The following is a 1,030-nucleotide window of genomic DNA, read 5'->3' on the forward strand; positions in this document are numbered from 1 at the left end:
CGGGGTTACACCCCGACGCACGCAAACGCAAGTTTGCATAAGTGCGCCATTCTCTCCCTGTGGTCGTTCTGGTGGCGTCACTCCTTGTTGTAGGATATAATGCCTCGCGTTCGTGCTTTCATGCGGAGAAGCTATGGCTCGCCCAACGCTCGAATCCATCGAGAAGGCCCAGCAACGGGTCGATCAGGCCAAGGCCCGATTGCAGGCGCTTCAGGCTCGCGCCTCCGCCCTCGATCGCAAGGCCGATGCCCGCCGCAAGATCATCCTCGGCGGCCTGCTCCTCGATGCTGCGATGAAGGACGCGGAGTGGGAAAAGCGACTGAATATGCTGATGGACCGGATCACCCGCGATCAGGACCGCAAGGCGTTCGACGGCTGGACTTTCCGGGGTGGCCCCGCCGATGACTGAACCTTTCGACCCGTCCGAGTTCGACGCGGGTCCACCCTCCGGCGATCCCCATGCCGACTACCGCACCCTGCTCGACGCCATGCGCCGCGCCGGGGCCGAGGGGGTCGCGGAACAGTCCGGAGCACTGGCCCGCCAGATCGAGCAGGACGCCCGCCAGCGCGCCGACTGGGGCCGGACAGTAGGATCGGAGGTCCGCGACCTGCAACGCGCCGCAGCGGCGCTTCAGCGGGCCAGCACGGGCATTTGGCTCGACCGGTTCAAGGAATGGCTCTGGGCCGCCCTGATCGGGCTGGGGCTGATCTTCGCCGCGGCCCTCGCCTACCGCTGGGCCAAGGAACCCGTCATCGAGCAGCACCTGTACGGCTGCGCCGGTCGCTGGAACGCCAAGACTCACACCTGCAAGGGCGGATGGGTGCCGTTACAGGCCCAGCAGACCCCCTAGGAAGCCCGTACAGCGCGTTTCAGGGGCTGACCCCTCCAACTCCCACTACTACCCCGCCAAGCCTCTTCACGCCTGCCACAGGCGCTTCGATCGCGATGGCGCGGATTCACATCCCGACGCACGCGGCGACTAGCCGCGTTCCTTGTTCTTCTTCTGTTCCCCTCTGATCTAATGATCGT

General features: G+C 65.4%; 2 protein-coding genes. Both read left to right on the top strand.

The genetic code is table 11. The features are described from left to right. The first annotated feature begins 133 nt into the window (after window positions 1–133). Entirely contained in the window at window positions 134–409 is a 276-nt protein-coding gene (locus SP6_RS19830; RefSeq protein ID WP_042469574.1) for a mobilization protein, read from the top strand. After that, window positions 402–851, top strand: coding sequence for a hypothetical protein (locus SP6_RS19835; RefSeq protein ID WP_042469575.1), 450 nt, complete (start codon window positions 402–404; stop codon window positions 849–851). Before SP6_RS19830 ends, SP6_RS19835 begins: the two co-directional genes overlap by 8 nt. Window positions 852–1,030: the final 179 nt, after the last annotated feature.

The sequence above is a fragment of the Sphingomonas paucimobilis NBRC 13935 genome (genome assembly GCF_000739895.2).
GTDB classification, from domain to species: Bacteria; Pseudomonadota; Alphaproteobacteria; order Sphingomonadales; family Sphingomonadaceae; genus Sphingomonas; species Sphingomonas paucimobilis.

Coding starts and splice junctions, on each gene's coding strand:
- SP6_RS19830 (WP_042469574.1), top strand. CDS start 134: ATGGCTCGCCCAACGCTCGAATCCATCGAGAAGGCCCAGCAACGGGTC.
- SP6_RS19835 (WP_042469575.1), top strand. CDS start 402: ATGACTGAACCTTTCGACCCGTCCGAGTTCGACGCGGGTCCACCCTCC.